Below are 23,385 nucleotides of genomic sequence, written 5' to 3' on the forward strand. Positions count from 1 at the left end.
CCAGGGGGAGGGGCTGGCGGCATCAGACCTTGGCGGAAGCGTGGCAGGCCCCGCGGGCCGGCGCGCGGCCCGTGATCAGGTAGCGGTCGACCTGGCGCTCCACGCAGGACGAACCGCCGTGGTAGGCCGTGTGGCCGTCGCCGTCGTTGGTCAGCAGCACGCCGTGGTCGAGCTGCGCGGCCAGCGACCTGGCCAGCGCGTACGGCGTCGCCGGGTCCCGCGTCGTGCCCACCACCACGATCGGCGGCGAGCCAGGGGCCGTCACCTTCTTGGTGAACTTCCGTCCCTTGACCGGCCAGTACGGGCACGGCGTCTCGGGGTGGTCGACGCAGGAGATCGCCAGGCGGGCCATGGACTCGTTCTTGTAGGTGCCGTCCTGGTTACGGCCGTTGTAGAGGTCGGCGAGGACCAGCAGGGCGGTGCCGTCGCCCTTGAACGCCATCGCCAGCGAGCCGCGCAGGTACTTCCAGGAGCCGGCCGAGTAGAGGGCGGCCATGATGCCGGTGCGCACGATCGACTCGGTGACCTGCCGCCCGTCCATGGTGTTGCGCAGCGGGGCCCGGTCGGCCCGGCGGAGCAGCGTGTCCAGGCGCCTGCGGGCCACGGTCAGAGTGTGCTTCCTGAACGGGCAGTCCGCGCGCCTGAAGCAGTCGCGCAGGAACGCGTTCATCGCCACCTGGAACCCCTGCGCCTGCGAGCGCTGGAACTCGGCCCCCGTCTGCTGCGGGTCCTCCGCGCCGTCGAGCACCATCGCCCGGATCCGCCTCGGGTAGAGGTCGGCGTACCTGGCGCCCAGGTAGGTGCCGTAGGACCAGCCCAGGTACGTCAGGCGGGCGTCGCCGAGCGCGGAGCGCATCACGTCGAGGTCGCGGGCGGCCTCGTAGGTGCCGACGTGCCGCAGCAGCTCCTTGCCGGAGCCGGCGGCGCAGGACGTGGCCAGCGCCTTGCTCCACTGCGTGATCGCGGCGCGCTCGCGCCGGTCGTCGGGGGTGGAGTCGGCGGCGTGGTAGGCGTCCATGCCGAGCGTGCCGAGGCAGCGCACCGGGGCCGACCGGCCCACGCCGCGCGGGTCGAACGACACCACGTCGAAACGCTGCCGCAGCGCGGCCGACAGGACCGTCCTGTCGGCCCGCAGCAGGTCCACGCCGGACGCGCCGGGGCCGCCGAAGTTCAGGACCACGGAGCCGATCTTCTTCCCGGTGGCGGGCAGCCGGATCAGAGCGATCTTGATCTGCCGGCCGCCCGGCTTCGCATAGTCGAGCGGGACCCGCAACGTGGCGCACTGGAAACCGCCGCCGCACGATGTCCAGGCCGGCCGCCTGCTGTCATGGGTGGTGGCACCGGCGAGACCGGTCATGGCGAGCAAAGCGGTGAGGACCGCTGAAATGACAAGGATTGAGCGTCGCATGCTCAAACGCTGAACGTGAAAGCTTGCGATGCCCTTTAATAACGCTGTATTAGATCATTTGCAAGAATAAGAGCAGTGATCGGAAAAATCCGGCGGCGCGGCGGAAATGGGGATTTCGGCGCTCAGTCGGAGCTTGGTCTCTCAGCTCAGCCGGAGCCCTCGACGCGCCGGTTCACCTCATCGGCCAGCCGGTCGAGCGAACGGTCGAGCAGCTCGCGGACCTCCGCCGACCGCTCCCCGCCCTCGGGCTCGTCCAGCAGCGAGAGGTGCACCGTGACCTCGCTCGTCCCGCTCGCCGAGTCGGACACCTGGAGCCAGCCGGCGTAGTCGGGGTGGTCACGGCCGCCCCACTCGACGCGCAGCTGGTCCTCCTGCGCGCGGAACAGCCCCTCGTGGGTCCCCTCGCCCGGCACCAGGTCGCCCTCGGCCTCCACCCGGTCGGGGCCCGCGTCGGAGACGTGCAGGCCGCGCGGCAGCCAGCGGTCCATCACTGCGACGTCGGAGGCCACGCCGAACACGATCGTGCTCTCGGCCGGCATGCCGCGAGATGCCTCGAATTCCGCCATTTCGACCCTCCGATATCCGTTCCCGGGTTGTTTCCAATCTGCCGCAGTACCCGGGTGATCCGCTCGCAAACCGGGGCCTTCCTCCGGCCGTTCCCCGCTACCGTTTGCGTGGTCCGGAAATCGCGCGAGAGGAGCGGGGCGATGGCTGAGCCGCCGAGGATGCCGCCGGAGCTTTTCCGGTTCGCCACGACGGAACGGGCGGACCTGCACACCGCGGTCCTCCACGCCTTCGCCGCGGCCGCCGGCCGCCTGGAGACCGCACTCACGCCGGCCGGGCTGCGCGCCCTCCTGCCCGCCGGGGCCTGCGGGGAGCGGGACCTCGCCGCCGCGCTCCGCAGACTCACCGCCTGGGGGCTGCTCGACGTCGTCTTCGACCACGGGAGCGGCTTCGGCACGGCTGAGGCGTACCGGCGCGAGAGCATCCAGTACGCCCTGACCCCGCGTGGCGAGGCCGCGCTCGCCGGCCTCCGTCACGCCACGGCGGCCCTGTCGTCCTCCGGGCCGCCCTCCGGCGCCCTGCACGCCGCCGTCCTCGACGCCGTCGCCGAACGCCTGCGCGAGCTCGCCGACCTGCTCCGCGACCCCGACCCCGGCCGCGACCGGCGTGTCTTCACCGCGCTGCGCGAACTGGAGCGCCACTTCGACGACCTCCGGACCGACGCCGGCCGCTTCACGGCCGACCTGCGCCGCCTCCTGCGCCCCGGCGAGCCCACGCCCGATGCGGACGTGGTGTATCTACGGGAGACGGTGGCGTACCTACAGGAGTACGTTGCGGGCCTGGACCAGCGACGGGACGCCATAGCCCGGGCCCTGGAGGCCGTCGCCGCGCACGGCGTGCACCTCCTGCACACCCGCGCCCTCACCGGCGCGGGCCTGCGCCCGTCGCGCGCGGATCCGGCTCCGTCCCGCGCCGACTTGCCCCCGTCCGCTGTGGATCTGTCCCCGCCCCAGGCGGAGCTGCCTCCGTCCCGCGCCGACCTGCCCTCGTCCGCTGTGGATCTGTCCCCGCCCCGGGCGGACCTGTCTCCGTCCCGCGCCGACCTATCCCCATCCCGGGTGGACCTGTCCCCGTTCCAGGCGGGGCAGGACCCGGTGGCTGCATGGCTGGAGGAGCGGGCGGTGCGGTGGGAGGAGCTGCGGGCGTGGTTCGGTGCCGAGGACGGCGGGGCGCGGCGGCTGCACGACCAGGCAAGGCAGGCCGTCGTCGCGCTGCTGGAGTCGCTTGACCGGATCGCCGATGCGCGGCACCGCCCGGTCGGAGCCGCCGCCGACTTCCGGGCGCTGGCCCGCTGGTTCGCCGCCGCCCCCACCGAGGAGGACGCCCACCGGCTGTGGGACGCCGCGTTCGGGCTCGGGCCCGCCCGGCACGCGCACCTCGGGCACGCCGACGCCGAGCTCGTCCCCGCCGGGGTGCCGTGGGCGCGGGCGGAGCCGGTCGAGGTGTCGGCGCTGCTGCGGGCACGGGGGCGTACCGAGCGGGTGGGCCGTACCGGCAGGGTCCGCGACGTGACGGCCCTGCGCGCCGAGCGCCGCGCCCGCGCCGCCAGGGAGCGCGCCGCCCTGGAGGCCGCCTGGTCCTCCCTGACCACCACCAGCTCCACCCCGCCCTCCACCGCCGGACCCTCGTCACCGAGCCCTGGCGGGCCGTCGTCGTCCGGGGCCGGCGGGCTGGGGTCCTCCGGGGCCGGTGAGCCGGGATCGTCCGGCGCCGTCGCGCTGGGAGCGGCGGGAGCCGGCGGGGCGGGGTCCTCCGGGACCGGGGCGGTGCGGTTGTCGCGGCTGGGCGAGCTCGACCACGACGGCCTCGGCCGCCTGCTCGACCTCCTCGGCCGCGCCCTCGCCGAGCGCCCCGACTCCACCGGGTTCCGCCGCGCCACCACCGCCGACGGCCGGATCGAGATCGTGCTGCGCGACCCGGAGGACGGCGCGATGGCGGAGCTGCGCACCCCGGAGGGCTGTTTCCGCGCCCCCGACTACCTCATCGACCTCCGCACCCCCGGCCACGGCCGCGAGGCGACCCCGACCACTCACGGCCGGGCGGTCGGGGCGTGAACGGCCGCGCCAACCAGCTCGTCCGGGCCGAGAAGGAGGAGATCGCACGGGCCGTCAGGACCCTGCTCGGCCGCCCCCTGGTGTCCCGGCACGCCGACCCGGCCGCGTTCGACCTGGTCAGGAAGCGCCGCCGCCCGCTCGTCCAGTGGTTCGACTACTTCTGCGGCTGGCGGCTGGTCGTCGAGCCCCGCCAGGGGTACGCCCGGCTCGCCAAGGTCTCCCCGCGCGCCGACGCCACCCGCCCGGCCCGGCGTACGCGCGGCTCCGGGACCCCGTTCGACCGTCGCCGCTACACGCTGCTGTGCCTGTGCGTGGCCGAACTGCTCGCCGCGCCCGTCACCACGGTCGGCCTGCTGGCCCGCCGGGTGGCGCGGGCCGCCGCCGCCGAACCGGGCGTGCCGCCGTTCGACCCGGCACGGGGGGAGGAGCGGGCCGCGTTCGCCGACGCGCTCGCCCTCCTGCAGCAGTACGGCGCCCTCACCCCCCTCCACGAACCCTCCCCCCGTGACGCCGACGTCCTCTACCGCGCCGACACCACCCTGCTGACCCGGCTGCTCACCACCCCCGTCCCGCCCTCCACCCTCCACGCCCCCGACCTGGCCGCGCTCACCGCCGAGCCCCGCTACGGCGGAAACGACCCGACGGAGACCCAGCGCCTCCTGTGGGCCCGCCACTCCCTCGTCCGCCGCCTCCTCGACGAGCCGGTCGTCCACCACGACGACCTCACCCCCGACCAGCACGCCTACGCCGCCTCACCCACCGGCCGCCGCACCATCCGGCGCGCCGCCGAGGAGGCCGGTTTCGTCCTGGAGGAACGCGCCGAGGGCTTCCTCCTCGTGGACCCCGACGCCATCGCCACCGACGACCGCTTCCCCGACGACGGCAGCCCCGCCAAGGTCGCCGCCCTGCTCCTGCTCGACCCGCTGATCACCGGCGGCCCCCTGACCACCGCGCGACTGGCGGACGAGGCCGCCGGCCTGCTGCGCCGCTTCCCCCAGTGGGCCAGGTCCTACCAGTCGCGGGACGGCGCCGCCCGCCTGGCCGCCGACGCGCTGGAGGTGCTCGCGCGCTTCGGCCTGGCCCGCCGAACGGGGGACCGGGTCACCGCCCTGCCCGCCGCCGCCCGCTACCGCGTCGCCCCTGACCACCCCGACGCCGACTTGGTGGAGGACGCATGACCGTCACCGAGCTGACCAGGGCCCGGGCCGCGCGCGGCGGCGAGGCCCGCTGGACGCCCGAGCGCGCCGGGATACTCAACGTCTGGCGCTACTACGACGAGGTGTTCGAGTTCCACCGTGGCCGGCTGCTGCTGCGCGGCCCCAACGGCAGCGGCAAGTCCAAGGTGCTGGAGCTGCTGCTGCCGTACGTGCTGGACGCGAGCCTCAAGCCGAGCCGGCTGTCCACGTTCGGCGGCAGCGAGCGCACCATGCACTGGAACCTCATGGGCGACGGCGCGGGCGGCGTCACCCGGGCGGGCTTCGTGTGGCTGGAGTTCCGGCACGCCGACGGCCGCTGGTTCACCTGTGGCGCCCGGCTCCAGGCCACCGTCCACACCAAGAACGTCACCGCCTCCTACTTCACCCTCACCGACGCCAGGATCGGCGTGCCCGGCGGCATCCGGCTGACCGGCGACGGCGGCCACCCGCTCACCCGCACCCAGCTCGCCGAGGAGCTGGGCGAGGCGGGCACGGTGTACGAATCCGCCGAGGCGTACCGGACCGTGGTGCGCCGGACCCTCTACGCGGGGCTGAACGAGCAGCGCTACGACACGCTCCTGACCGCGTTGCGCCAGCTCCGTACCCCCAAGCTGTCCGAACGCCTCGACCCCGGCCTGCTGTCCGACCTGCTGTCCAGCGCGCTGCCGCCGCTCGCCGAGGACGAGCTCCGCGACCTCGCCGAGGGCTTCGAGCGGCTGGAACGGCAGCGCGAGGAGCTGCGGCGGCTCGACCGGGACGTGACGGAGACCGACCGGCTCGCCGCCCGGCAGCGCGACTACGCCCGCCGCGTCCTGCGCGCGGCCGCCGCCGGCGTCCTGGAGAGCCGCGCCGAGCTGGACGCGCGGGCCGAGGAGGCCACGGCCCGGCGCGCGGCGTTGCGCGAGGCCGAGGAGGAGCTGCGGGCGGCGACCCTGCGGCTGGGGGAGGAGGAGTCGCGGGAGCTGGCGCTGGCGGCGCGGATCGACGGGCTGAAGGAGAGCGAGGCGTACCGGATCGGGAGCGGCCTGCACCGGCTGCGTGAGGAGGCGCGGCGCGCCCACGAGACGGCGGCGGCGCTGCGCGACCAGGCGGGCGCGGCGGCCCGGGCGGCGGCGGCCAGGGAACGCCTCTCGCTCCGCGCCGCCACGGCCGCCCGCGCCGCGACCGCACTGGCCGGCCGGGCCGACGCCGAGGCCCGCGACGCGGCGCGGCGAGCCGGTCTCCTCAGCGCCCACGACCTGGACACCTCGGGTACGAGCACGAGAGAAGAGGCGCGGGCGGCGCGCGAGCTGGTACGGGTCGCGGTGAGCAGCCGGGCCGCGCAGATCCGCGAGGTCAGGGCCGCGGCGCTCGCCCACGAGGAGGCGGCCGGCCGCCGTACCGCCGCCGAGCGGGACCGCGACCTGGCCAGGGACGCCCTCGACGCCGCCCGCGAGACCGGCGAGCGCACCGGCCGCCTGCGCGAAGAACGCCTCAAGGACCTGGCCGCCGCCCTCGCCGAGTGGGCTGCCGGCTGCGTCCATCTGCGCCTCGACCCCGGCCGCCTCGCCGCCCTCGCCGGTGACCCCGCCGCCGCCGACGAGGCGGTGACCGAGGCCAGGATCGGCGCCGCCGTACGGATGGCGGCGCGCGAGCACCAGCTCACGACCGTACGCGACAACCTGGCGAAGGAGCGGGCCGAGCTGGCCGCGGAACGCCGCGGCCTCGACGAGCGGGCCGTCCTGGAGCCGCCCGCCCCCCGTGCCCGCGACAGGTCCGCCCGCGAGGGACGTCCGGGGACGCCGCTGTGGCGGGCGGTCGGGTTCCGGCCGGGCGTCGACCCCGGCGTCCAGGCGGCGGTGGAGGCCGCGCTGGAGGCGTCGGGCCTGCTCGACCTGTGGCTGCTGCCGGACGGCGGGTTCGCCGCGGACGAGCACGACGCGTTCGCCGTGACCGCGCTGTCGCGTCCCGCGCCCGGCGCCAGCCTCGCCGACGTGCTGCTCGCCGAGCCGGGCTCCCCGGCGCCGGTGGAGGCGGTGCTGGGCGCGATCGCGTACGCGCCCACCGCGCCGGGCGCCGACCATCCGGCCGTCATCGGCGCGGACGGCACCTGGCGGCTCGGCCCCGCCGTCGGCCGGTGGGCCAAGCCGGAGCCCTCGTACGTCGGCGCCGCCGCCCGCGAACGGGCCCGCCGCCGCCGGATCGCCGAGCTGGACGAGCGGTTGGGCGACGTGACGGGCCTGGCCGCCGAGTGCGGGCACCTGCTCGCCGTCCTCGCCGGCGACCGCGACGCCCTGGCCGCCGAGCTGCGGCGCAGGCCCGACCGCGGGCCGTACGACGCCGCCGCCCGCGCCCTGGACGCGGCGCTCGCGAAGGTCGCGCTGCTGGAGGACCGGCTGCGGGCGGCCGAGGAACGGCTGCGCGGGCGCGAGGCGGAGGCCGTCCACGCGCTGAGGCGGGCCACCGAGCAGGCCGCCGCGCACGCCCTCCCGACGGCCCTGCCCGCCCTGGACGGCCTGGAGGAGGCGTTGCGCGCCGCCGAGACCGCCGCCGCCGTACGTCATGAGCGCCACGCCGACGCCCGCACCGCCCACGAGCTGGCCGCGTACGCCGCCGAGACCGCCCGCGAGTACGAGGACCTGGCGGTACGCGCCGTCGAACGAGCGGAGGAGGCGGCGTCGGCCATCAGCCTGGCCGAACGCCTGTCCGCCATCGAACACGCCGTAAGCTCCGCCGTCGAACCCGCAGCCGCTTCCGCCGTCGAACGTGCAGCGAGGCCCGCTGGGGATTCTGCGGCCGGTTCTGGCATTGAACGTGCGGCGGGGCCCGCTGGGGTTTCCGCCGCCGATTCCGCCGTCGTACGTGCAGCGAGGCCCGCCGGGGAATCCGCGGGCAAGCTCGCCGTCGAGCCCGCTACAAGCCCCGCTGGGGAACCTGCCGCCGGCTTCGCCGTTGGAGCCACTACAAGCCCGGCCGGGGACCCCGCCGCCGGGTCCAGGGGCGAGTCCGCCGCTGGCTCCGCGGACGACGCCGGCCGCCTGCGGGTGCTCGAACAGCTTCACGACGTCCAAGCCGCACACCGCTCCTCCCGCCGCCTCGTCAAGTCGCTCAACGAGGGCCTGGCCCGCCTCAACGCCCGCCTCGGCCGCCTCCAGGGCGAGCTGGCCGCGGCCGAGGAGAAGCACGCCGGGGCGGAACACGCGTACGACGCCGCCCGCGCGCGCCTCCACCGCCTCACCTCCGGCCACCTCCCGTACGACGCCGCCCTGCCGCCCGAAGCAACCTCGGACCCCGCCGGTACGCCCGTCGAGGCGGCCCGGCGCCTGGCCGAACACCTCGACGCGGTGCCGTACGAGCCGCGCCACCTCCGCGAGGCCGAGACCCGCCTGCGCGACGCCGTCCACCACGCCAGGGAGGCCCTGGCCCACCGGGCGACCCTGGAGCTGGCCTGCGACGACGACGTACAGGTGCTCACCGCGAGCACCGGCGGCGCGCGGACCGGCGTGGCGGCACTCACCGACACACTGCGCGCCGAGCGGGACGCGCGCAGGTCGGGCAGCGGCCAGGCGGAGCGGGACCTGTTCGACCGCATGCTCGGCGGCATCGCCCGCCGGCACCTGGCCGACCGCATGAGACAGGCGACCGCCCTGGTCGAGGACATGAACCGGCGTCTGGCACGAGTCCGCACCGCCTCCCGGCTCGCGGTCCGGCTGTCCTGGCAGGTGGACCCGGCCCAGCCTGCGACCACCAGGAACGCCCGCGACCTGCTGCTGCGCGACCCGGCCGACCTGGACGAGGCGGCCCGCGAGACCCTGTACGCCTTCTTCCGCGACCGGGTGGAGGAGGCCCGGGCCGACGGCTCCCCGGCGAGCTGCTGGGAGGACCAGCTCGCGACGGTCCTCGACTACACCTCCTGGCACCGGTTCACCGTCCGGCTCGACCGCGGCGACGGCCAGGGCTGGCAGGACCTCACCAGGAAGCTGCACGGCGCGCTGTCGGGCGGGGAGAAGGCGATCGCGCTGCACCTGCCGCTGTTCGCCGCCGTGGCCGCGCACTACCAGACCGACCCGGGCTGCCCCCGGTTCATCCTGCTCGACGAGGTGTTCGTGGGCGTGGACCGGACGAACCGCGGCCAGGTCTTCGAGCTGCTGGTGGACCTGGGGCTGGACCTCGTGCTGACCTCCGATCACGAATGGTGCGAATATCGCGAGCTCGACGGGATCGCCGTCCACCAGCTCATCACCGGCGACGGCGACGACGCCGTGACGACGGCCCGCTTCGTCTGGAACGGCCACCGCACCGCACCCACCGATCCCAGCCGGCCGTCAGGAACGCCTGGTCCCGGCCCGGACGCCGGCGTTCAGCCCGGGTGATCAGGGTGAGTGGTCAGTCGGGTGGCCCAGGGCGGGTCGGCGCCGGGGACTGAGCAGGTCAGGGCGGCTACGCGGGCTGCGAACGCCGCCGCCTCCGCCGCCGTCCCCAGGTCCAGGCCGTCCAGTCGTCCGCCGAGGTGGCCGCCGGCGTGCAGGTGGTGCAGGAGGCCGGCGGTGAAGGAGTCGCCCGCGCCGACCGTGTCCACGACCTCGACCTTGGGGGCGGGCACGGTGGTGCGCTCGCCGTCCAGCGAGACCAGGGCACCCGCGGCCCCGCGCGTGACGACCACCAGGCGGGCACCCGCCTCGTGCCAGGTGTCGCAGGCGTGTTCCTGGGACACCCCGGGCAGCAGGAACTCCAGGTCGTCGTCGCTGAGCCTGAGGATGTCCGCCCACGAACACCAGCGCGCCACCTGGTAGTCGTCCTTGGCGGCGAGGCTGGGGCGGACGTTCGGGTCGATCGAGATCGTGGCGTGCGCGGACGCGGCCCGCGCGAACTCCTCGACCGCCGCCCGCCCCGGGGCCCTGACCAGGGCGAGCGATCCGGTGTGCAGGCAGGCGGCGGCGCCGAGCCTGGCCGGGGTCAGCTCGTCCCGGCTCCACTGCCAGTCGGCGGCGCCCTCGGCGTAGAAGGTGTAGCCGGCGCGTCCGTCGGCGTCGAGGGCCGCGATGGCGAGCGTGCTCGGCTCGGCGGCCTCGACGCAGCCCGACAGGTCCACGCCCGAGGCCGCCAGATGCCCGCGGAACAGGTCGCCGAAGACATCGCCGGAGAGACGGCCGAGGAAGCGCGCCGGGGCGCCGAGCCGGGCCAGCGCCACGGCCGTGTTGGCGGGGCCACCCCCCGGCAGCACCTGCAACTCCAGGCCGCGCCCGCCGACGGCGACGGCGGAGCCGGCCCCGCCGTCGCGCTCGAAGCTCCTGCTGTCGCCTCCGCCGTCCATGGAGGCGGAGGGGCGGGTGGTGAAGGCGTCTGCGACGCACTCGCCCAGGACAGCGATCATCGGGCTGCCTTTCCTCAGTCGGGCGCCGGTGACAGCGGCTAGTGGCGCAGGCCCGTGAACAGGTCTTCCTCGTGGGTGGGGGTCCGCACCTTGGACAGCACCCGCTCGAACGCCTCGTACGAGAACGCCCGCTGCTGGGTCTCCTCCGGCATGCGCAGCAGGAAGATGTTCTCGCCCTGGCTCTCGTGCGCCCGCAGCGCCTTGAGCTTGCGCTCGGTGTAGGGGGCCACGTCGACGACCGTGGTCACCCGCTCGTCGGGGGTGCCGAAGTCGTCGGGGACCTCGAAGTCGCCCACGTCCATGCCGCTGTCGCGCATCAGCTCGAACATCTGCTTCATCGCCGAGCGCGGCATCGCCGTGTAGTAGAACTTGTCGGGGATGCCGGTCGACTCGACGGCCGCCACGGTGATCCGGTGCGTCTGCACGTGGTCGGGGTGGCCGTAGCCGCCGCCGCCCGTCTCGTCGTACGTCACCACGACTTGCGGCCGGTAGCGCTCGATCAGGGCGGCCAGCCGGCCCGCCGCCTCCTCCACCGGGACGTTGGCGAACGCGTCGGGGTGCCCGTTGCCCGCCCATCCGTCCATGCCGGAGTCGCGGTAGCCGAGCAGCTCCAGGTGGTCGATGCCCAGGTGGGCGACCGATTCGCGCAGCTCGGCCAGGCGGCGGGCGGCCACCGCCGCGTCGTCGTGGCCGTCCTCGCCCGGTTTGACGCCGCCGTCACCGTCGCCCTGCTCACCGTTGGTGCAGGTGACCAGGACGGTGCGGACGCCCTCCTCGGTGTAGCGGGCCAGGATGCCGCCGGTGCTGAGGCATTCGTCGTCGGGGTGGGCGTGGACGACCATGAGCGTGAGTTCCCGATCCATGGGCCGAAACCCTACCCGGCCCCACCGACATTCCCGGCCCGGCGCTCCCGGCCCGGAGACCCCGCCCCGTCCCGCCCCAAGCCGGGGCGAGACGGGGCTCACGGGGGTTATCGGGCGTTGAGCAGGTCGGTGACGTTGGCGGCGCGGAGCATCGCCGGGGTGAGCAGGCGGGCGCGGTGCTCGGGGACGCCTCCGGCGCGGGCGGCGGCCGTGAGCGCCGTGCCCAGCCAGGCGGCGTCGAGGGCGCGGCCGTCCGGGCGGCGGATCAGCGGCTCGCCCGCCGGCCGGCTGGCGCACAGGACGCGCAGCAGCGGGCGGGCCAGCGGCGTCACCAGGAAGGCGGCGACGTCGTCCCGTCCGTGGTTGACGGTGACGACGGCCGGCTGCCCCACGGTGCCGTCGGGCACGGTGCGCACGTCCTGCCGGGTCAGCCCGGCCAGGGCCTCCACGGCGGCGCCGGTCAGCTCCAGCAGCGCGACGGCCGCCGCCTCCGCGGTGCGGCCGTCCGCCGCGAGGCGGGCGACGCCCTCCCGGAGCAGCCGCCGCTCCTCCGGGGTGACCGCTTGACCGTCCCCCTGGCGGGCCGGCCTGGCCGGCGTGGCGCCGGCGACCTGGTTGTGCCGGACGACGCCGCAGCGCCAGGCGTAGGTGTAGAACGACAGCAGGGCGGCCCGCTTGCGGCTGACCGTCTTGCTGGTCAGCGGCCTGCCGGGGCTCCGGGGGACGCCGCCGGTACGGGCGGCCTCGCAGAACGCCTCCAGATGGGCGCCGGTGACGGCCAGGAGCTCGACGCCCGGCTCGGCCACCTGCAGCCAGCGCAGGAACGACGCCACCACCTGCAGCGCCACCTGGCGGGCGGCGGCGGACGGCTTGTCGCACAGCCAGGCGGACACCGTACGGCGGGCGAGCGGGTCGAGGGCGTCCACCAGGTCCACGTCGGCGCCGGGCACCTCGCCGCCGTCCTTGGGGCGGCGGCGCGGCCGGAGGCCGGGGATCTGCCCGACGCTCCCCGGCGCGGTGTCCTCCGCCCGGCCGCTGTCCGGGGTCGCGGCCGGTAAGCGGTGGTCGTGCGGCGCGGGGCCGGCGTCCGGCGACGACGGCGTGATCGGCGCCGTCGGCGCGGCCGGCGTCACGGGCGAGGCCGTCGTGACGCGGGGGACCCCGCGTACGGTCTCCCGTCGCGGCAGGCCGCTCTCCCGGCGGACCGGGGCGTCCTGCTCATCAGTGGAAGCGGGGGAGGGGCTGGTGAGGGGATCGCCTTCGCGCATGGTCAGCATGTGATCGGCACCGGCCGGGTACGCGCCCGAAGGGCACGACCGGGTGGGGCGTCGGCGACGGCGGGCGTCCATGGGCACGGCACGAGCATCACGGGGGTGGCCGTCGCGGCGGCACGGCGAGCGCGACGACCCGAGCCTGGCAGACCGATCATGATCTCGATCTTCTCACGAACGCCGCCTCGTGAAGACCTCTACGGCCCCGGGAGTCCCTTGCGAATCGGCGGTCACACGCCTTGCTCCTGAGTCATGACTCAGTCGAACGGCCCGGTCAGAGTACGCGGGCGAGCTCGCCGGCCCGCGTCCGCGCGGCCGCCGCCGCGGCCCGGTCGCCGAACGCCTCGGCCACGGCCGCCTGCTTCAGCCAGTTGTACGGGCTGCACGGCCGCACCCCGATCCGCTCGCTGACCAGCGTCCGGGCGACGTCCCGCGCCCCGGCCCGCAGCGCCGCCTCCAGCAGCGTCCGCTGCACGGCGTCGCGCTGGGCATGGCTGCCGCCGAACTCGTTGACCCGGTGCCTGATCGGGTACAGCAGGTCGAGCGCCGCCCGGTGGTCGCCGCGCCCGAACGCGACGAGCGCCCGGCACACCGGCAGCCCCACCCGCAGCGTCATGTCCACGTTGGTCACGCCGGGACGGGCCTCGGCGACGTACGCCTCCCGCGAGGCGATCAGCTTGTCCGCCTCGCCCAGCCGCCCCGCGCCCACGTACGCCATGACCGCGTGCATGTCGTTGAAGGCGTAGAACGGCTCGGCCACCCGCGCCGGCCAGGCGTCGGCCAGCGCCCGCCACCGCTCGGGCTGCTCCGACCCCTCCAGGTGGAGCCGCCACAGCAGCGCGGCGGCGTCCAGCAGCTCCAGGCACGACTGCCCGTCGGCCAGCGCCGCGTCGTAGATCGCCAGCACCCGCGGCACGTCCCCGGCCTCCAGCGCGAACAGGCAGTAGTGCCACCAGGCGTGCACGTTGAGGAACGTCCCCGCCGACCAGTCGGGCACCCGCGCGTCGAGATAGCGCAGCCCGTCGCCGAAGCGGCCGCGCATCTCGTACGTGTGCGTGACGGCGTGGATCGCCCACACGTCGCGCCGGTCGAGCTCGACCGCCCGCAGCCCGACCTCCTCCGCCCGGTCGTAGTGCCCGGCCTCCTCCAGCCCGAAGGCGTACATGCCGAGCACCTGCCCGTAGTGCGGGTCGCCGGGACCCCAGGCGGTGAGCGCGCCGCCGACGCGGTCGCGCAGCGAGCGGGCGTCGCCGGTGAAGAAGTCGACGTGGTGCCCGGCGATCAGCGCCAGCGCGTCGCGCGGATGCTCGGCGGTGATCTCGGCGAGCAGAGCCCCGCAGGTCAGGAAGTCGCCGTCGAGCAGCGCCCGCACGGCCGCGAGATGGGCCCGCTCGCGCGGCGGCAGGGATCTCCCGCCGGCGCGCCGGAGGAAGGCGTGGAAACGCACCCGCGCCGTCCGCGCGTCCTCGGCCTCGGTGGTCAGCAGCCCGAGATAGGCGGCGAGCACGTGGCCCATGGGGAAGTCGGGCGACTCCTCCAGCGCCGCGTTCGCCTCGGCGTCGACCTCGGCCCGGAAGTGCAGCAGCTCGTCGATCGCGCGGTCGTAGTGGCGGGCCGCGGCGGCGCTCGCCCCGCTCATGGCGAGTCCGTGCTGGTCGGTCCTCACCTGATCATCGTAACGACGACGCCGCCCGATACCGAGGTCTGCAACGCCGTTTCCGGGGCATCTCGTACGTCTCCGAACCCCTCTGGAGGGATGATGAGCACGGCGGGACAAGAGGTACGCGGCGCGGCGCGGAGAGCGGCCCGCCACCCCGTCATGGACGTCGCGACGCGGATCGGCCTGGCCTGCCGCGGCGTGCTGTACGCGCTGGTCGGCGCGGTGGCGGTGCAGGTCGGCCTGGGCGAGCGGTCGAAGGAGGCAGACAAGGCGGGCGCCATCGAGGCGGTCGCCGAGCTGCCCTTCGGCGCGGGACTGCTGTGGATCATGATGGTCGGGTTCGTGGCGCTGGCGCTGTGGCAGATCTCGGAGGCGCTGTTCGGGGGCGGCGAGACGATCGAGCGGGCCGAGGCGGTCGCCAGGGTCGCGGTGTACGCGCTGGTCGTGGTCAGCCTGATCAGCGTGCTGACGAAGGGGAAGGCGTCGTCCGACGACGAGAAGTCCCGCGACATCACGGCGACGCTGCTCGGGCTGCCCGGCGGGCCGGTGATCGTGGGCGCGATCGGGCTCGGGCTGGTCGTGCTCGGCGGCTACTGGGTGCGCCAGGGGCTCGTCAAGGGGTTCAGGAAGGAGCTGGACCGGGCGGGCATGCCCGCGCCCGCCCGTACCGTCATGGACCACCTCGGCCTCGGCGGGTTCGTCGCGAGGGGCGCGGTCGCCGCGCTGGCCGGGATCCTCGTCTGCCGGGCGGCGGTCACGTTCGACCCGGACGAGGCGGGCGGCATCGACGCGGCGCTGCGCGAGTTCGCCGGCACGCCCGCCGGGCCGTGGCTGCTCGTGGTGGTGGCGCTGGGGCTGCTGCTGTTCGCGGCGTACTGCTTCGGCGAGGCGCGCTGGCGTCGCACGTGAGCCGGGTCAGCGCCGGCGGCGGGCCCGCTCGGCGAGCACCGCGCGGGCCGTGCCGGGGTCGTCGCAGAACGCGCCGTCGATCCCCGCGTCCAGCAGCTTGGCCAGCCAGCCCGTGACGTCGCCGATCGCCCGCGGGTGGGCGGGGCTCGCCGGGTCGCCCGCCCGGTGGTCGGCCGGGAGCTGGGAGTTCTCGCCGCGTACCGTCCACACGTGCACGTCGAGGCCGTGGCGGTGGGCGTCGGCGACGAGCGTCGTGGGCGGCAGCGTCCGGCCGTCGGCGTCGCGCGGCACCACGTGCCGGGTGTCGACGCCGATGCCGTCGGCGTACCCGGCGATCTCGCGCAGGCCGTCCGGCGTCACCAGGTCCTTCGAGGAACGGGGGTCGCCGGCGGCGACCCAGTCGTAGGGCGCGCCGTCGTACGCCACGAGCTGGATCAGCGGCAGCTCCGTCCTGGCGCGCAGCTCGCGCAGGTTCGCCGTCTCGAACGACTGGATATACGCCGCGCGCACCCGGTGCCGGCCGAGCACCTCCAGCAGCGGCTCCTCCAGCGGCAGCCCGATGGAGGCGAAGTACGACGGATGCTTGGTCTCCGGGTACACCCCGACGCCCGCCCGCAGCGCGAGCCGCACGACCTCCTCGAACGTCGGGATCTCCGCGAGCCCGTCGAACGCCGTGTTGCCCGGCCGCAGCTCCGGCACCCGCTCCTTGGCGCGCAGCGTCTTCAGCTCGGCCAGCGTGAAGTCCTCGGTGAACCAGCCGGTGACAGGCCGGCCGTCGATGGTCCTGGTGGTGCGCCGGTCGGCGAACTCGGGCCGCGCGGCCACGTCCGTCGTGCCGGAGATCTCGTTCTCGTGCCTGGCCACCAGCACGTGATCCTTGGTGGCGACCAGGTCGGGCTCGATGTAGTCGGCGCCGAGGGCGATGGCGGTCTCGTACGACATGAGGGTGTGCTCGGGCCGGTGGGCGCTCGCGCCGCGGTGCCCGATCACGATGGGCGCTGTCTGGGTCACGAGGGCGACCGTACCGCCGCGCGGCGCGCACGGTGTCAGACGGGCAAGGGGATCTCGTCCGTGGCGCCGTCCGGCCAGGTGATCACGTCGTCCTTGACCACCGGCGGCTCGCCCCCCGAGCCGCCCTCGCCCAGCAGCAGCGCGGCGGTGTACCAGCGGCCGGGCTCGGCCGGGCCCGGGGTGGCGCACCACGGCACCAGCGTGCGTCCGGCGAGCGGCGTGGCCGCGACCGCCACACCTTGCTCCGTCAGCCCGGGGCCGCCGGTCACGCGGGTCGCGGGCCCGCCCTCGGGCGCGGGCCACCCCCCGAGACGCAGCCGCCCGCCCGGCTCGTCAGCCCGGGGGTCCGATGCGGAGGCCCGGGGGTCCGATGCGGACGTCCGGGCGTCCCGCTCGGCGGGGAGGCGGGCGAAGCGGACCTCCCAGGCGCCGCGCACCGCCGAGACGACCTCCACCTCCGGCCCGTCACGCAGCTCGCCGCCCGGCCGGCTGTACCCGTGGTCCGGGCCGGGGCCCTGCTCGCCCCAGCGGGCCCGCCACCGCGACGAGCCGACCAGCGTCCCTGACGGCAGCGCGGACACCGGCCCCGCCGTGAACCCCGTTCGGTGGGAGGCCCGCCCGTCCTCGTCCAGCACCGCCACCGACTGGTCGAGCGGATCGCCGGACAGCAGCGGGAAGGTGGCCGTGGAGTAGCCGAGCCGGGCGTAGAGCGGCGCGTCGGCGAGGCGCGCGCCCGGCCGCGCGTGGTCGGTGCCGTGGTTGACGACCCGGACGATCCCGTCCGCCCGCGTCCCGCTGACCAGCCAGCCGGGGGCCCGCACCACCCGCGTGAAGTCGCCGGTCTCGACCGGCAGCGGCTCCTCGACGGCCGTCCACACCGGATGACCGGCCGGCAGCGACAGCCCCAGCAGGCCCTTCGCCGCCCAGTACGGCGAGCCGGGCCCCGAGTAGTCCTGCGCGATCCCGCGCCACGGCCCGTGCCAGCCGAGGGTGAGCACCCCGTCGCGGTCCGGCGCGCCGCGCTCGGCGAAGTGCCGCACGATGCCCGACGCGGCCCGGCGCAGCAGCCCGGGGGAGCCGACCCCGGCCCGCGCCCCCGCCCAGAACGGCGCCGCCGCGGCGAACCGGTAGGTCAGGCTGCGCCCCTGGACGAGCGGCGAGCCGTCGGCCCCCACCAGGTGCACGGCGTCGTCGAGGAAGCGCTCCAGCCGGGCCAGGTACGCGGGATCGGGGTCGCGGCCGGCCATCTCGCTCCACAGCAGCGGGTACAGGTGCAGCGCCCACCCGTTGTAGTGGTCGTAGGAGCGTTCGGGGCCGTCGGCGTACCAGCCGTCGGCGCGCTCGAACGTGCGGGCCAGGGCGAGCCCCGCCTCGATGTCCTCCTCCGCGTACGGCCCACCCACGGAGGCCAGGAACTGCTCGGTGACGATCTGGAACCAGACCCAGTTGATCGGCGGGTAGGCGGCGCCGACCGCGGGGGCCAGCCAGTCCACCACCTGCTCGCGCACCCGCGCCGGCAGCCGGTCCCACAGCCACGGACGGGTCAGGTGCAGCACCAGCGCGACGGAGGCGGCCTCCACCTTGGCCTGGTCGTGCTCGTCCAGCCGGGGCCACCGCTCGGGTGAGGCCGGGTCCACGCCGGCGGCCAGGCCCTCGGCGTACCACTCCATGAGGCCGAGCGGGTCGCGCCCGTCCTCGCCGGCGACGCGGAAGCCGGCGGCGAGGAACGTGCGGGCGAAGCCCTCCAGGGCGTCGACGTCGGGGCCGTACCCGCCGGGCGGCCCGGGGAAGGCGACGCGCGCGTGCGCGGGGGAGGCGTGGGCGCGGGCGGCGAGGAGCAGGCGGTCGGCGAGGGCGGCCCAGTGCTCCCTGGTCCAGCCGGTGTAGGGGGAGATCACCCGTCCAGCAAACACGGGTATGCCGTTCGTCGACAAGAATTGACCGCTCGCCGTAAAGATTCGCCGCGTCCGCAATACCGCATACAGTATGTTGCGCGTGGCAGGATTCCTCAGCCGGTCCCGGACCGTCGCCGACCCCTCCTGGAGCCGCTGGCTCGTGCCGCCCGCGGCGCTCTCGGTGCACCTCGCCATCGGCCAGGCGTACGCGTGGAGCGTGTTCAAACCCCCGCTGGAGTCCGCGCTCGGGCTCTCCGGCACGCAGAGCGCGCTGCCGTTCCAGCTCGGCATCGTCATGCTCGGCCTCTCGGCCGCCTTCGGCGGCACGCTGGTGGAGCGCAACGGGCCGCGCTGGGCCATGTTCGTCTCGATGACCTGCTTCTCCTCCGGCTTCCTGCTGTCCGCGCTGGGCGTGGCCACCCGGCAGTACTGGCTGGTGGTGCTCGGCTACGGCGTCGTCGGCGGGATCGGGCTCGGCATCGGCTACATCTCCCCGGTCTCCACGCTGATCAAGTGGTTCCCGGACCGGCCCGGCATGGCGACCGGCATCGCGATCATGGGGTTCGGCGGGGGAGCGCTCATCGCCTCGCCGTGGTCGGCGCAGATGCTCGGCGCGTTCGGCGCGGACACCGGCGGGATCGCGCTGACGTTCCTCGTCCACGGCGTGGCCTACGCGGCGTTCATGACCATGGGCGTGCTGCTGGTCCGCGTGCCGCCCGAGGGCTGGCACCCGCGCGGCTGGACCCCGCCCGCCGCGGGCCGCCGCCCGCTGGTCACCGACGCCGACGTCTCGGCCCGCAACGCCATCCGCACCCCGCAGTTCTTCTGCCTGTGGGTGGTGCTGTGCTGCAACGTCACCGCGGGCATCGGCATCCTGGAGAAGGCCGCGCCGATGATCACCGACTTCTTTGCGGGCACGCCCGCCGCCGTCGCGGCCGGGGCGGCGGCCGGGTTCGTGGCGCTGCTGTCGCTGGCGAACATGACCGGCCGCTTCGTCTGGTCCTCCACCTCCGACCTCATCGGGCGCAAGAACGTCTACCGCGTCTACCTGGGCGCGGGGGCGCTGCTGTACCTGGTCATCGCGCTGGCGGGCGCCTCGTCCAAGCCGGTGTTCATCGTGTGCGCGCTCGGCATCCTGTCCTTCTACGGCGGCGGCTTCGCGACCGTACCCGCGTACCTGAAGGACCTGTTCGGCACGTACCAGGTGGGCGCCATCCACGGCCGGCTGCTCACGGCCTGGTCCACGGCGGGCGTGCTGGGGCCGCTCATCGTCAACGCGGTCGCCGACGCCGGCGAGGCCGCCGGCCGCTCAGGCCCCGCCCTCTACACCACCTCGCTGTACGTCATGATCGGCCTGCTCGCGGTCGGCTTCCTCGCCAACGAGCTGATCCGGCCCGTGGCGGACAAGTACCACGAGCACCCGTCCCGGGGGACGGTCACGCAGGAGAAGGGACAGACCGTATGAGCAGGCGCACGGCGCTCATGGCGGTGGCGTGGGCCTGGGTCGGCCTGCCCTTCGCCTACGGCATCTACAACCTGCTGCTCAAGCTCGCCCAGCTCTTCGCCTGAGCGGTCAGCGGCACTGCCGGGCCGCCGCGAACAGCTGGGCCTCGCCGCCGGGGCGGGCGACGAGCTGCAGGCCGACCGGCAGCCCGTCCACGAGCCCGGCCGGGACGGTCAGCGCCGGACGGCCGAGCACGTTCCACGGGCTGGTCATGGCCAGCAGCGCCGCGCGCACCTGGATCGGCTCGCCGCCGAGCTCGGCCTCCCGCGCGCCGATCGGCGGGGCGAGGATCGGGACGGTCGGCGTCGCCAGCACGTCGTACGGGCCGAACAGGGCCTCGGCGTGCTCCTTCAGCTCCCGCCGGGCCTCCATGGCCCGGACGTAGCGCCAGGCGGGCAGCTCGGCGGCCACCCGGAGGCGGTCGAGCACCTCCGGGTCGAACAGGCCGGGCGCCGAGGCCAGCCGGCCGGCGTGCACGGCCGCCGTCTCGCCGCTCTGGACCGCCAGGTACGTCTCACGGAACAGCTCCAGGACCTCCGGCGCCATCCGCGCCTCGCCCGCGACCGGCCCCGCGGCGGCCCGCGCGGCCTCGGCGACCCGCGGATCGGTCGGGAAGAGACTGTCCGGCTCCAGCCACCCCACCCGGACCTCGCCCACCGTCTCCGAGAGCCCGGAAGCGGTCAGGGCTTCGTAGGCGAGCCGGCAGCAGGACGCGGTGGCGGCGAGGACGCCGACGTGGTCGAGCGTGCGCGAGAGCGGGAAGACGCCGTCCGCCGGGATCGCGTCGTAGGCGGGCTTGAACCCGGCCGCCCCGCACAGGGCGGCGGGGATGCGGACCGAGCCGCCGGTGTCGGTGCCGAGCGCCAGCGGGACCAGCCCCGCCGCCACGGCCGCGCCGCTGCCCGCGCTGGAGCCGCCCGTCATACGGGAGGGGTCCCACGGGTTGCGGGCGGGCCCGCCGGCGGAGCGGTCGCCGGTCGGCCCGTACGCGAACTCGTGGGTGGTGGTCGTGCCCACGACGACCGCCCCGGCCCGCCGCAGCAGGGCCACGCAGGCCGCGTCCTCGTCCGCCACGTGGCCGGCGAAGTGCCGCGACCCCATCGTCACCCGCATCCCGGCGATCATGATGAGGTCCTTCACGCCCGCCGGGATGCCGTGCAGCGGCCCCCGGTCGATCCCGGCCGCCAGCTCCTCGTCGGCCCGCCGGGCCGCCTTCGCCGCCCCGGCGGCGTCCACGGTGACGAAGGCGTTGAGCTCGGAGCCGGCGATCGCGTCGAGCGCGAGCGCGGTCAGCTCGGCGGCGGTCGTGCGCCCGGAGCGCAGGTCGCGCCCCAGGCCGTCGAGGGTGCGTCCGGTGAACGGGCCGGGAAGGGGGATCGTCATGGTGCCATTGTCGTACGACCAGGTCAGCGGCCCAGCCGGTGGGCGAGGCGGTCCAGTGAGGTGTTGATGGCGATGAAGATCGCCGCGATGAGGATCGCGGCCGGGATGACGTTGGAGAAGTTCGCGGCGATGCCGTTCAGCCCACGGTCCACCAGCTCGTCGTAGCCGACGATGAGCCCGAGCGCCGAGTCCTTCAGCAGCACGATGAACTGGCTGACCAGCGCGGGCAGCATCACCCGCACGCCCTGCGGCAGCAGCACCAGGCGCATGACCTGGTTCTTGCGCATGCCGACCGCGTACGCCGCCTCCCGCTGCCCCTTCGGCAGGCTCAGCACCCCGGCCCGGATGATCTCCGCGATCACCGACCCGTTGTAGAGCGTGAGCCCGAAGACCACCGCGGCGAACGCCGAGATGTTCACCCCGATGACCATGTACGAGCCGAAGAACGCGAAGAAGATCAGCAGCAGCAGCGGCACCGATCTGAAGAACTCCACCACCGCGGCCGCAGGCACCCGGATCCAGGCGTGCTCCGACATCCTCGCCACCGCGAAGACCAGCCCGAACAGCCCGGCCAGCAGCACCCCGGCCACCGCCGCGCCGAGCGTCCCGGCCAGGCCGGGCAGGATGAAGGTGGCCCACACGTCGCCGCGCAGCAGCGGCAGCCACTTGTCGGCGGCCCACTGGTCCTTCTCGTCGAAGCGCACGTACACGACGTAGGCGAGGGCGAGCAGGACGAGCGTGACCGTCCCGGCCAGCACGCGGTTGCGGCGCACGCCGCGCGGGCCGGGAGGCTCGTAGAGGTTGGCGTAGCTCATCGGGCCACCGCCATCCGCCGCGACAGCCAGCCGAACAGCAGGCCCATCGGCAGGCACAGCAGCACGAACCCGGCGGCGAAGCCGAGGAAGATCTCGATCACCTGGTCCCCGTACGTCTCGATCATCTCCCGCATCCGCACCGACGCCTCGCTCACGCCCACCACCAGGGCGATCGTGGTGTTCTTGGTCAGCGCGATGAGGATGCTGCCGAGCGGCGCCACCACCGCGCGGAACGCCTGCGGCAGCGTGATCAGCCGGAGCGTCTTGACGAACCCGAGCCCGAGCGAGCGGGCCGCCTCGGCCTGCCCGACGGGCACCGTGTTCAGCCCGGAGCGCAGCGCCTCGCACACGAACGCCGAGGTGTAGGCGGTCAGCCCGATGCAGGCGAGCCAGAAGTTGTTGGTCGCGATGTCGTCGGACAGCTCCACGCCCAGGTTCGCGCCGACGCCGAGGCCGGTGAACAGCAGCACCAGCGTGAGCGGGGTGTTGCGGGCCACCGACACGTACGTGCCCGCCGCCGCCCGCAGCGCGGCGAGCGGCGCGACCCGCATGGCGGTCAGCAGCGTCCCCAGCACGAGGGAGCCGAGCGCGCTGACCGCCGTCAGCCTGATCGTCATCCAGAACGCGGCGAGGATCGTCCCGCCTTCGGTCAGCAGGGCTTCCATACGATCAGTACCGCTCCAGCTGCGGCGCCTGCGGGAGGGCGAAGCCGGAGGCGCCGACGCTGGCCTGCAGCGCCTTGGTCCAGCTCCCGTCGGCGAACATCTTCTCCAGCGCGTCGTTGACCGCCTTGCGGCCGGCCGTGTCGTCCTTCTTCAGCCCGATGCCGTACTTCTCGGTGCTGAACGGCTTGCCGACCACCTTGAGCTTGCCGTTGTGCTGCGCCGCGTAGCCGGCCAGGATGACGTTGTCGGTGGTGATGGCGTCGAGCTGGCCGCCGAGCACCCGGTCCACGCACGCCGAGTACGTCCGCTCCTCCTGGAGCTGCACCTCCTTGGCGTACTCCGCCTTGACCTTCTGGGCGGGGGTGGAGCCGGCGACCGAGCACAGCTTCTTGCCGTTCAGCGTCTCCGGCCCGGTCAGCGAGGAGTCGTCGGCCCGGACCAGCAGGTCCTGCCCGGCCACGAAGTACGGCCCGGCGAAGGACACCTTCTGCTTGCGGGCGTCGGTGATCGAGTACGTCGCCACGACCAGGTCCACCTGGCCCTGCTCGATGAACGCCTCCCGGTTGGCCGACACCGTCTCCTTGAAGGTGATGCCGTCGGGCTCGACGCCGAGCTGCTTGGCGACGTACTTGGCGACCTCGACGTCGAAGCCGGTGAACGCGCCGTCGGGGGTGCGCAGGCCCAGCCCCGGCTGGTCCGCCTTGACCCCGATGACGAGCTTCTTCTCGTTCTTCGCCTTGTCCACCACGGAGTCGTAGCTGTCCTGACCGCCGCCGCAGGCGGTCGCGAGGGCCATGACGGCGAACACCGCGTAGAGGGACCTTCCGAACATGA

Annotated in this window: 17 protein-coding genes; 5 read left to right on the forward strand and 12 right to left on the reverse strand. The window is 74.9% G+C overall.

Going from position 1 to position 23,385, the window contains the following annotated elements; all coding sequences use genetic code 11:
* Positions 1-22: 22 nt before the first annotated feature.
* Both ACBR40_RS42155 and ACBR40_RS42160 read right to left on the reverse strand, forming a co-directional pair.
* Entirely contained in the window at positions 23-1,408 is a 1,386-nt protein-coding gene (locus tag ACBR40_RS42155) for an alpha/beta hydrolase (RefSeq protein ID WP_371252361.1), read from the reverse strand.
* 146 nt (positions 1,409-1,554) lie between these two features.
* A complete protein-coding gene (locus ACBR40_RS42160; protein WP_371252362.1) occupies positions 1,555-1,974 on the reverse strand; it encodes an SRPBCC family protein in 420 nt (139 codons plus the stop codon).
* A 141-nt stretch (positions 1,975-2,115) separates the two neighbouring features.
* On the opposite strand from ACBR40_RS42160, the gene ACBR40_RS42165 reads away from it, so the two are divergent.
* From ACBR40_RS42165 to ACBR40_RS42175, 3 genes are read left to right on the forward strand one after another with little or no spacing between them, the layout of a single operon-like run.
* Positions 2,116-4,026 (forward strand): DUF2397 family protein, encoded by a 1,911-nt coding sequence (locus tag ACBR40_RS42165; RefSeq protein WP_371252363.1) that lies wholly within the window; start codon positions 2,116-2,118, stop codon positions 4,024-4,026.
* A complete protein-coding gene (locus ACBR40_RS42170) occupies positions 4,023-5,204 on the forward strand; it encodes a TIGR02678 family protein (protein WP_371252364.1) in 1,182 nt (393 codons plus the stop codon). The genes ACBR40_RS42165 and ACBR40_RS42170 overlap by 4 nt, the downstream gene beginning before the upstream one ends.
* Complete coding sequence (locus tag ACBR40_RS42175; protein ID WP_371252366.1) at positions 5,201-9,574, forward strand: TIGR02680 family protein; 4,374 nt, start codon at positions 5,201-5,203, stop codon at positions 9,572-9,574. Before ACBR40_RS42170 ends, ACBR40_RS42175 begins: the two co-directional genes overlap by 4 nt.
* On the opposite strand, the gene ACBR40_RS42180 is transcribed toward ACBR40_RS42175, so the two are convergent.
* From ACBR40_RS42180 to ACBR40_RS42195, 4 genes are all read right to left on the reverse strand, one after another.
* Positions 9,562-10,575 carry a carbohydrate kinase gene (locus ACBR40_RS42180; RefSeq protein WP_371252367.1) on the reverse strand — a complete coding sequence of 338 codons (1,014 nt, stop codon included), beginning with the start codon at positions 10,573-10,575 and terminating at the stop codon, positions 9,562-9,564. The genes ACBR40_RS42175 and ACBR40_RS42180 overlap by 13 nt on opposite strands.
* A 38-nt stretch (positions 10,576-10,613) precedes the next feature.
* Positions 10,614-11,438, reverse strand: a complete 825-nt coding sequence (locus ACBR40_RS42185) for a PIG-L family deacetylase (RefSeq protein WP_371252368.1) — start codon at positions 11,436-11,438, stop codon at positions 10,614-10,616.
* Between the two features lie 107 nt (positions 11,439-11,545).
* A complete protein-coding gene (locus ACBR40_RS42190; RefSeq protein ID WP_371252369.1) occupies positions 11,546-12,706 on the reverse strand; it encodes a hypothetical protein in 1,161 nt (386 codons plus the stop codon).
* A 277-nt stretch (positions 12,707-12,983) separates the two neighbouring features.
* Positions 12,984-14,375 (reverse strand): tetratricopeptide repeat protein, encoded by a 1,392-nt coding sequence (locus ACBR40_RS42195; RefSeq protein ID WP_344205938.1) that lies wholly within the window; start codon positions 14,373-14,375, stop codon positions 12,984-12,986.
* Between the two features lie 90 nt (positions 14,376-14,465).
* On the opposite strand from ACBR40_RS42195, the gene ACBR40_RS42200 reads away from it, so the two are divergent.
* The gene (locus ACBR40_RS42200) at positions 14,466-15,278 is read left to right on the forward strand and encodes a DUF1206 domain-containing protein (RefSeq protein WP_371252370.1); all 813 of its coding nucleotides are present in this window, start codon (positions 14,466-14,468) and stop codon (positions 15,276-15,278) included.
* Between the two features lie 6 nt (positions 15,279-15,284).
* Here ACBR40_RS42200 and ACBR40_RS42205 read toward each other — a convergent pair whose 3' ends face one another.
* Positions 15,285-16,289, reverse strand: coding sequence for a glycerophosphodiester phosphodiesterase (locus ACBR40_RS42205; protein WP_344205941.1), 1,005 nt, complete (start codon positions 16,287-16,289; stop codon positions 15,285-15,287).
* A gap of 35 nt (positions 16,290-16,324) precedes the next feature.
* Positions 16,325-18,187: a DUF2264 domain-containing protein gene (locus ACBR40_RS42210; RefSeq protein WP_371252371.1), complete on the reverse strand. Its 1,863-nt coding sequence runs from the start codon at positions 18,185-18,187 to the stop codon at positions 16,325-16,327.
* An 88-nt stretch (positions 18,188-18,275) separates the two neighbouring features.
* On the opposite strand from ACBR40_RS42210, the gene ACBR40_RS42215 reads away from it, so the two are divergent.
* Positions 18,276-19,649 (forward strand): OFA family MFS transporter, encoded by a 1,374-nt coding sequence (locus ACBR40_RS42215; RefSeq protein WP_344205943.1) that lies wholly within the window; start codon positions 18,276-18,278, stop codon positions 19,647-19,649.
* A gap of 108 nt (positions 19,650-19,757) precedes the next feature.
* On the opposite strand, the gene ACBR40_RS42220 is transcribed toward ACBR40_RS42215, so the two are convergent.
* Genes ACBR40_RS42220 through ACBR40_RS42235 form a run of 4 tightly spaced genes read right to left on the reverse strand, consistent with a single transcriptional unit; the run spans position 19,758 to position 23,383 of the window.
* The gene (locus tag ACBR40_RS42220) at positions 19,758-21,071 is read right to left on the reverse strand and encodes an amidase (protein ID WP_371252372.1); all 1,314 of its coding nucleotides are present in this window, start codon (positions 21,069-21,071) and stop codon (positions 19,758-19,760) included.
* Positions 21,072-21,094: 23 nt separating this feature from the next.
* Positions 21,095-21,886 carry an amino acid ABC transporter permease gene (locus ACBR40_RS42225; protein WP_344205945.1) on the reverse strand — a complete coding sequence of 264 codons (792 nt, stop codon included), beginning with the start codon at positions 21,884-21,886 and terminating at the stop codon, positions 21,095-21,097.
* Positions 21,883-22,551, reverse strand: a complete 669-nt coding sequence (locus ACBR40_RS42230; RefSeq protein WP_344205946.1) for an amino acid ABC transporter permease — start codon at positions 22,549-22,551, stop codon at positions 21,883-21,885. Before ACBR40_RS42230 ends, ACBR40_RS42225 begins: the two co-directional genes overlap by 4 nt.
* Before the next feature lie 4 nt (positions 22,552-22,555).
* Positions 22,556-23,383, reverse strand: coding sequence for a glutamate ABC transporter substrate-binding protein (locus tag ACBR40_RS42235; protein ID WP_344205947.1), 828 nt, complete (start codon positions 23,381-23,383; stop codon positions 22,556-22,558).
* Between the last annotated feature and the right edge of the window lie 2 nt (positions 23,384-23,385).

Origin of the sequence: Nonomuraea sp. AD125B, from assembly GCF_041402765.1 — a bacterium.
GTDB lineage: Bacteria > Actinomycetota > Actinomycetes > Streptosporangiales > Streptosporangiaceae > Nonomuraea > Nonomuraea bangladeshensis.

Excerpts from the sequence above, each read along its gene's own strand:
- ACBR40_RS42155 (WP_371252361.1), bottom strand. The coding sequence starts at position 1,408 with ATGCGACGCTCAATCCTTGTCATTTCAGCGGTCCTCACCGCTTTGCTC.
- ACBR40_RS42160 (WP_371252362.1), bottom strand. The coding sequence starts at position 1,974 with ATGGCGGAATTCGAGGCATCTCGCGGCATGCCGGCCGAGAGCACGATC.
- ACBR40_RS42165 (WP_371252363.1), top strand. The coding sequence starts at position 2,116 with ATGGCTGAGCCGCCGAGGATGCCGCCGGAGCTTTTCCGGTTCGCCACG.
- ACBR40_RS42175 (WP_371252366.1), top strand. The coding sequence starts at position 5,201 with ATGACCGTCACCGAGCTGACCAGGGCCCGGGCCGCGCGCGGCGGCGAG.
- ACBR40_RS42180 (WP_371252367.1), bottom strand. The coding sequence starts at position 10,575 with ATGATCGCTGTCCTGGGCGAGTGCGTCGCAGACGCCTTCACCACCCGC.
- ACBR40_RS42185 (WP_371252368.1), bottom strand. The coding sequence starts at position 11,438 with ATGGATCGGGAACTCACGCTCATGGTCGTCCACGCCCACCCCGACGAC.
- ACBR40_RS42190 (WP_371252369.1), bottom strand. The coding sequence starts at position 12,706 with ATGCGCGAAGGCGATCCCCTCACCAGCCCCTCCCCCGCTTCCACTGAT.
- ACBR40_RS42200 (WP_371252370.1), top strand. The coding sequence starts at position 14,466 with ATGATGAGCACGGCGGGACAAGAGGTACGCGGCGCGGCGCGGAGAGCG.
- ACBR40_RS42215 (WP_344205943.1), top strand. The coding sequence starts at position 18,276 with ATGTTGCGCGTGGCAGGATTCCTCAGCCGGTCCCGGACCGTCGCCGAC.
- ACBR40_RS42220 (WP_371252372.1), bottom strand. The coding sequence starts at position 21,071 with ATGACGATCCCCCTTCCCGGCCCGTTCACCGGACGCACCCTCGACGGC.
- ACBR40_RS42225 (WP_344205945.1), bottom strand. The coding sequence starts at position 21,886 with ATGAGCTACGCCAACCTCTACGAGCCTCCCGGCCCGCGCGGCGTGCGC.
- ACBR40_RS42230 (WP_344205946.1), bottom strand. The coding sequence starts at position 22,551 with ATGGAAGCCCTGCTGACCGAAGGCGGGACGATCCTCGCCGCGTTCTGG.
- ACBR40_RS42235 (WP_344205947.1), bottom strand. The coding sequence starts at position 23,383 with ATGTTCGGAAGGTCCCTCTACGCGGTGTTCGCCGTCATGGCCCTCGCG.